Source organism: Rhodopseudomonas sp., assembly GCF_036404135.1.
In the GTDB taxonomy this organism is placed as follows: Bacteria; Pseudomonadota; Alphaproteobacteria; order Rhizobiales; family Xanthobacteraceae; genus Rhodopseudomonas_A.
This window is the reverse complement of the sequence record NZ_DASWPE010000124.1, coordinates 1-7,207: the sequence shown is the minus strand read 5'-3', so window position 1 is coordinate 7,207 and position 7,207 is coordinate 1. Positions and strand designations below refer to the sequence as shown.

5 protein-coding genes and 1 riboswitch are annotated in these 7,207 nt (G+C 66.6%); of the genes, 2 read left to right on the top strand and 3 right to left on the bottom strand.

Going from position 1 to position 7,207, the window contains the following annotated elements; all coding sequences use genetic code 11:
- On the top strand, positions 1–1,092 hold the full coding sequence (gene recA / locus VGC77_RS15485) for a recombinase RecA (protein WP_331172455.1): 1,092 nt from the start codon (positions 1–3) through the stop codon (positions 1,090–1,092).
- Positions 1,093–1,703: 611 nt separating this feature from the next.
- Here recA and gcvP read toward each other — a convergent pair.
- Genes gcvP through gcvT form a run of 3 tightly spaced genes read right to left on the bottom strand, consistent with a single transcriptional unit; the run spans position 1,704 to position 6,135 of the window.
- Complete coding sequence (gcvP, locus tag VGC77_RS15480) at positions 1,704–4,592, bottom strand: aminomethyl-transferring glycine dehydrogenase (RefSeq protein ID WP_331172454.1); 2,889 nt, start codon at positions 4,590–4,592, stop codon at positions 1,704–1,706.
- A gap of 16 nt (positions 4,593–4,608) precedes the next feature.
- Positions 4,609–4,974 carry a glycine cleavage system protein GcvH gene (gcvH, locus tag VGC77_RS15475; RefSeq protein ID WP_331172453.1) on the bottom strand — a complete coding sequence of 122 codons (366 nt, stop codon included), beginning with the start codon at positions 4,972–4,974 and terminating at the stop codon, positions 4,609–4,611.
- A 9-nt stretch (positions 4,975–4,983) separates the two neighbouring features.
- Positions 4,984–6,135, bottom strand: coding sequence for a glycine cleavage system aminomethyltransferase GcvT (gene gcvT / locus VGC77_RS15470; RefSeq protein WP_331172456.1), 1,152 nt, complete (start codon positions 6,133–6,135; stop codon positions 4,984–4,986).
- A gap of 140 nt (positions 6,136–6,275) precedes the next feature.
- Positions 6,276–6,364, bottom strand: a riboswitch (glycine riboswitch).
- Between the two features lie 204 nt (positions 6,365–6,568).
- On the opposite strand from gcvT, the gene VGC77_RS15465 reads away from it, so the two are divergent.
- A partial coding sequence (locus VGC77_RS15465) for an alanine--tRNA ligase-related protein (protein WP_331172452.1) occupies positions 6,569–7,207 on the top strand: 639 nt, incomplete at its 3' end.

Sequence of the window (7,207 nt, the reverse complement as noted above, 5' to 3'; positions counted from 1 at the left end):
ATGGCTGCCCCCACTGCCCTGCGCATCGTCGAAGGATCGTCCATGGACAAGACCAAGGCGCTGGCCGCCGCGCTCTCGCAGATCGAGCGCCAGTTCGGCAAGGGCTCGGTGATGAAGCTCGGCAAGAACGATCGCTCGATGGACATCGAGACGATCTCCACCGGCTCGCTCGGGCTCGACATCGCGCTCGGCGTCGGCGGATTGCCGAAGGGCCGGGTGGTCGAGATCTACGGCCCGGAATCCTCCGGCAAGACCACGCTGGCGCTGCATTGCGCCGCCGAGGCGCAGAAGAAGGGCGGGATTTGCGCCTTCATCGACGCCGAACACGCGCTCGATCCGGTCTATGCCCGCAAGCTCGGCGTTAATGTCGATGAACTGCTGATCTCGCAGCCCGACCACGGCGAGCAGGCCTTGGAAATCGCCGACACGCTGGTGCGCTCCGGCGCGGTCGACGTTTTGATCGTGGATTCGGTGGCGGCCTTGGTGCCGCGCGCCGAGCTCGAAGGCGAGATGGGCGACGCGCTGCCCGGGCTGCAGGCGCGGCTGATGAGCCAGGCGCTGCGCAAGCTCACCGCCTCGATCAACAAGTCCAACACCATGGTGATCTTCATCAACCAGATCCGGATGAAGATCGGGGTGATGTACGGCTCGCCGGAAACCACCACCGGCGGCAACGCGCTGAAATTCTACGCCTCGGTGCGGCTCGACATCCGCCGCATCGGCCAGATCAAGGAACGCGATGAGGTGGTCGGCAACCAGACCCGCGTCAAGGTGGTGAAGAACAAGCTGGCGCCGCCGTTCAAACAGGTCGAGTTCGACATCATGTATGGCGAGGGCGTCTCAAAGATGGGCGAGATCCTCGACCTCGGGGTCAAGGCCGGCATCGTCGACAAGTCCGGCGCCTGGTTCTCCTATGACAGCCAAAGGCTCGGCCAGGGCCGCGAGAATTCGAAAGCCTTCCTGAAGGCCAATCCGGACATGACCGCGAAGATCGAGGCGGCGATCCGGCAGAATTCCGGGCTGATCGCCGAGCAGATCCTGGCCGGCTCGCCGGAACGCGACGCCGACGGCGAGGAGCCGATCGAGGAGTAAGCGATTTGCCGCGGCGGGCGGTGCGGGGTGCGGGGATCTGTTGCCGATGCCTCGAATCGCCTGCCGCAGCTTCGCTCTGCGACGCTGCTGATCAATGGCTCATCAATGAGGGAGGCCGTCATCCTGAGGTGCGAGGCCGCGCAAGCGGCGAGCCTCGCAGGATGACAGCAACCTGCGAGGCGTCTTTATAGCGTTTTCGAGCGACGTGGATCCCGGTTGGCGTGAAGAAAACGCGTCAAAATGACAATCTCAGAGCTGCGTTTTTGATCTATCAGAACCGGAATTGCTCAAGCTTAAACCTGCGCGGGCGCATGTGAGCTTGTCGCCATCCTTCGAGGCAACTCCCGGTCGGCAAGAGCCGGCCCGTGAGCTGCGCTTCAGGATGACGTCGTGCCGGCGGTGAGCGCGGCGTCTGCGGTCACATCGCGCTTAACCGGCGCGCGGGACGTCTACTTCCGCTTGCCACCCGCGCACGCCGCCCGCTCCGCCGCGCGCCCGCTCAAGCCGCCCGCGCACGCCGCTCGCGCTCGCTCCGCCAGCATTTGCCACCCGCGCCCGCCACCCCCGCTCGCTCCACCAGCGCACGCCTGCCGCGCCTCCGCGCGCCGCCCTCACTCCGCGGCCAGCGCAAAATCCTCGATCGGCGGGCAGGAGCACACCAGGTTGCGGTCGCCATAGACGTTGTCGATCCGCCCCACCGGGCACCAATATTTGTCGGTGCGGGTGGTGCCGGCCGGAAAGCAGCCCTCGTGCCGCGTATAGGGCCGCGACCACACCTCCTCGGCGATGTCGTGCACGGTGTGCGGGGCGTGGCGCAGCGGCGAGGCTTCGACGCTCCAGCGTCCGGCCTCGATCTCGGCGATCTCGTGGCGGATCGCGATCATGGCGTCGCAGAAACGGTCGATCTCGGCCTTGGATTCGGATTCCGTCGGCTCGATCATCAGCGTGCCGGGCACCGGGAAGCTCATGGTCGGCGCATGGAAGCCGTAGTCGATCAGCCGCTTGGCGATGTCGTCGACGGTGACGCCGCTGGAATTCTTCAGCGCGCGGGGATCGACGATGCATTCATGGGCGACGCGGCCGCGCTCGTTGCGATACAGCACCGGGAAATGCCGATCGAGCTTGGCGGCGATGTAGTTGGCGTTGAGGATCGCCACTTCGCTGGCGCGGCGCAGGCCGTCGCCGGCCATCATCAGGATGTAGATGTAGGAGATCGTCAGGATCGACGCCGAGCCATAGGGCGCCGCCGCCACCGCGCCGCCGTGCCGCGCGCCGTCGGCTTGCGCGGCGCTGCCGGCGAGCGCGAAGTGCCCGGGCAGATAGGGCGCCAGATGCGCCCGCACCCCGATCGGTCCCATGCCGGGGCCGCCGCCGCCATGCGGAATGCAGAACGTCTTGTGCAGATTGAGGTGGCTGACATCGGCGCCGTATTCGCCGGGCCGGGCCAGCCCGACCTGGGCGTTGAGATTGGCGCCGTCGAGATAGACCTGGCCGCCATGGCCGTGGACGATGTCGCAGATCTCGCGGATGTGTTCTTCGAACACGCCGTGGGTCGAGGGATAGGTGATCATCACCGCGGCGAGGTTGTCGCCGTGCTCTGCGGCCTTGGCGCGCAGATCCGCGACGTCGACGTCGCCGCGGGCGTTGCAGTCGACCACCACCACCTGCATCCCCGCCATGCTGGCGGAGGCCGGGTTGGTGCCGTGCGCCGAGGAGGGAATGAGACAAATCGTGCGATGCGCTTCGCCGCGGGCGGCGTGATAGTGCCGGATCGCCAGCATCCCGGCATATTCGCCCTGCGCGCCGGAATTTGGCTGCAGCGACACCGCGTCATAGCCGGTGATGTCGGCGAGCCAGGCTTCGAGTTTGGCGAACAGCGCGGCATAGCCCGGGGCCTGCTCGCGTGGCGCGAACGGGTGCAGGCTGCCGAACGCCGGCCAAGTCAGCGGCATCATCTCGGTGGTGGCGTTCAGCTTCATGGTGCAGGAGCCGAGCGGGATCATGGCGCGGTCGAGCGCGAGGTCGCGGTCGCTCAATTTGCGCATGTAGCGCAGCAATTCGGTCTCCGAGCGATAGGCCTGGAACACCTCCTGGGTCAAAAAGCTCGAGGTGCGCTTCAGCGCCGGATGCAGCGTGTCGCGCATTTCCGGCTCGACCGCGCGATAGTTCAGCGCGCCGCCGAACGCCCGCCACACCGCTTCGACGATCGCCGGCGTGGTGGTCTCGTCGAGCGCGATGCCGAGCGTGCGCTCGCCGATCCGCAGATTGATCCGCTCACTCAGCGCGCGCGCGACGATCTCGCTTTGCTTGTCGCCGACCTCGACGGTGAGGGTGTCGAAGAACGATTCATTGTGCGGCGGAAAGCCGAGCCGGCGCAGCCCGGCGGCCAGCACCGCGGTGCGCCGCTGCACCCTTCGGGCGATTTCCGACAGCCCGTCGGGGCCGTGATACACCGCATACATCGCGGCGATCACCGCCAGCAGCACCTGCGCGGTGCAGATGTTGGAGGTGGCCTTCTCGCGGCGGATGTGCTGTTCGCGGGTCTGCAGCGCCAGGCGATAGGCAGGCTGGCCGTGCACGTCGATCGATTGCCCGACGATGCGGCCGGGCAATGAACGCTTGAGGCTGTCGCGCACCGCCATGAAGGCGGCGTGCGGCCCGCCGTAACCCATCGGCACGCCGAAGCGCTGCGCCGAGCCGATCGCGATGTCGGCGCCAAGATCGCCGGGCGAGGCGAGCAGCGTCAGCGCCAACAGGTCGGCGGCGATGATGGCGAGCCCGCCCTTGGCGCGCAACGCGGCGATCATCGGCCTGGGGTCGCGCACCGCGCCGGACGTGCCGGGATATTGCAACAGCGCGCCGAACACGTCGGCCTTCTGCAAATCATGAACCGGATCGCCGACGATTAGCGTCCAGCCGAGCGGCTCGGCGCGGGTGCGCAGCACGTCCAGCGTCTGCGGATGCACCTCGCGATCGACAAAGAACGCCTTGGTCTTCTTGTGCGCGCTGCGCTCGGCCAAGGCCATGGCTTCCGCAGCGGCGGTGGCCTCGTCGAGCAATGAGGCGTTGGCGACGTCGAGCCCGGTGAGATCGCAGATCATGGTCTGGTAGTTGAACAAGGCCTCCAGCCGGCCCTGGCTGATCTCCGGCTGATACGGCGTGTAGGCGGTGTACCAGGCCGGATTTTCCAGGATGTTGCGCTGGATCACCGCGGGCAGGATGGTGCCGGAATAGCCCTGGCCGATCAGCGAGGTGAACACCTCGTTGCGGGAGGCCAGTTCGGCCATATGCGCCAAAGCCTCGGTCTCGGTCAAAGCCTGGCCGAGGTCGAGCGGCGCGCGCTGCCGGATCGCCGCCGGCAGCGTCTGGTCGACCAGCGCTTCCAGGCTGTCGGCGCCGACCACGCGCAGCATGCTGCGGATGTCCTGCGGCGACGGCCCGATGTGGCGGCGGGCGAAGCCGGTGGCGATATCCTCAGACTGGCTGCGGTGAGCGGTCATCGCGATCTCCTCATCGTCAGGCGGTGTGCGCGGTGTAGGCGGCTTCGTCCATCAATCCGTCGAGCTCGGCCTTGTCGGCGATCTTCAGCTTGAAAAACCAGGCGGCGCCGCCGGCGTCGGAATTGACCAGCGCCGGATCGGTCTGCAGCGTGTCGTTGACCTCGAGCACCTCGCCGGTGATCGGCGCATAGACGTCGGAGGCGGCTTTCACCGATTCCACCACCGCGGCGGCTTCAGCCTTCTGCAATTTGCGGCCGATCTTCGGCAGTTCGACGAACACCACGTCGCCGAGCTGCGACTGGGCGTAATCGGTGACGCCGATGGTGGCGACGTCGCCCTCGATGCGCAGCCATTCGTGATCGGGGGTAAACAGGGTGGTCATCTTCGATCCTTAACGCTTGTAGCTGGTCGGAATGAACGGGGTGGCGCAGACCCGCAGCGGCAGCCGCTGGTCGCGCAGTTCGGCAAAAATCACGGCATCGTGACGCCCCTGTGGCGTCGGCAGATAACCCATCGCCAAAGGTCCGCCGAGGCTCGGCCCGAAGCCGCCGGAGCTGATCGCGCCGATCGATTCGACGGAGCTTTGGTCGGCAAACAACGCCGCACCTTCACGCACCGGAGCGCGGCCCTCCGGCCGCAGCCCGACCCGGCGGCGCGGCGCGCCGGTCTCCAACTGGGGCAAAATGATAGCGGCGCCGGCAAAGCCGCCGGGGCGCGGGCCGCCAGCGCGGCGGCTCTTTTGAATCGACCATTCCAGCGCCGCCTCGACCGGCGTGGTGGTGGCGTCGATGTCGTGGCCATAGAGGCAGAGCCCGGCCTCGAGCCGCAGGCTGTCGCGGGCGCCAAGCCCGATCGGCAGCACCTCGGGGTCGTCGAGCAGCGCCTCGGCCAGCGCCACCGCGCCGTCAGCCGGCACCGAAATCTCAAAGCCGTCCTCGCCGGTGTAGCCGGAGCGCGACACCAGGCAGGCCTGCCCCATCACGGTGAGCGGCGCGGTGTCCATGAAGCGCAGCGTGGCGGCCTGGGCGCACAGCTTGACCAGCGCGGCTTCGGCGCCGGGGCCTTGCAGCGCCAGCAGCGCGCGGTCGGGGCGGGCGACGATGTCGCAGACCCCCGACAACGCCTCGCGCAGATGCGCCTCGTCGGCGGCCTTGCATGCGGCGTTGACTACCAGGAACAGATGCCGGCCGGAATTCGCCACCATCAGGTCGTCGAGAATGCCGCCCTGGTCATTGGTGAACTGGGCGTAGCGCTGCCGGCCCGGCGCAATCGACAGAATGTCCTGCGGAACCAGGCGCTCCAGCGCGCGCGCGGCGTCGGCGACATGGCCGGATTTGGCGCGCAGTTCGAGTTGGCCCATATGCGAGACGTCGAACAGCCCGGCCTTGGCGCGGCAATGCAGGTGCTCCTTGAGCACGCCGGTGGAATATTGCACCGGCATCTCGTAGCCGGCGAACGGTACCATCTTGCCGCCCAGCGACAGATGCAGCGCGTGCAGCGGGGTCCGCTGCAACGGGGGCGTTTGATCGTTGTGCGCCAGCATCATGGGGTCCTCGCGGTTCCCGAGACCCATTTCTCGTCGACCTGCCGGGCCCCATCTGTCGCTGTGCCTGAGAGCATTATCCCGTCGGCGGATTTTGCCGGAATCGCGTTGATTCGGCGTAATCTCTTTCCAGATGTCATCAAGGCGCGTGGTCCGTTTGCCTGAGAGTTTCCGGGGCGGTTGCTCCTTCGGCGCCGGCCTTGCGGCCGATCTCTCCCGACGCGACTTACTCTTAACAGCTAGGGAGCAAATACAGCTTGCGCAAGGCTGTCAACGCACCGGCGGCACCTATCAACGGCTCTCTGCCACCGCCGGCAAGCCTCTGATCTGTGGTCCAGTTTCTGGACAGCGCGGAGCCTCGCGTCTAAAAGCAGGGCCCCGGGGAAGGATCGGGCTGCGGGTGCGGCGGGATCTCGGATGCGATTGGACGGACATGAGCGGCGTTAACGAAATCAGATCGGCATTCCTGAATTATTTCGGCAAGGACGGGCACGAGATCGTGCCGTCGTCTCCCCTGGTGCCGCGCAACGATCCCACCTTGATGTTCACCAATGCCGGCATGGTGCAGTTCAAGAACGTCTTCACCGGCGTCGAGACCCGCGCCAACCACCGCGCCGCCAGCTCGCAGAAATGCGTCCGCGCCGGCGGCAAGCACAACGATCTCGACAATGTCGGCTACACCGCGCGGCATCACACCTTCTTCGAGATGCTGGGCAATTTCTCGTTCGGCGATTACTTCAAGGACCACGCCATCGAGCTCGCCTGGAACCTGATCACCAAGGAGTTCGGCCTGCCCAAGGAGCGGCTGCTGGTCACGGTGTTCTCCGAGGACGACGAGGCCTTCGCGCTGTGGAAGAAGATCGCCGGCCTGCCGGACTCCAAGATCATCCGGATCCCGACCTCGGACAATTTCTGGCAGATGGGCGACACCGGCCCGTGCGGGCCGTGTTCGGAAATCTTCTATGACCATGGCGAGCACATTGCGGGCGGCCCGCCGGGGTCGCCGGAGGAAGACGGCGACCGCTTCATCGAGATCTGGAATCTGGTGTTCATGCAGTTCGACCAGATCGCG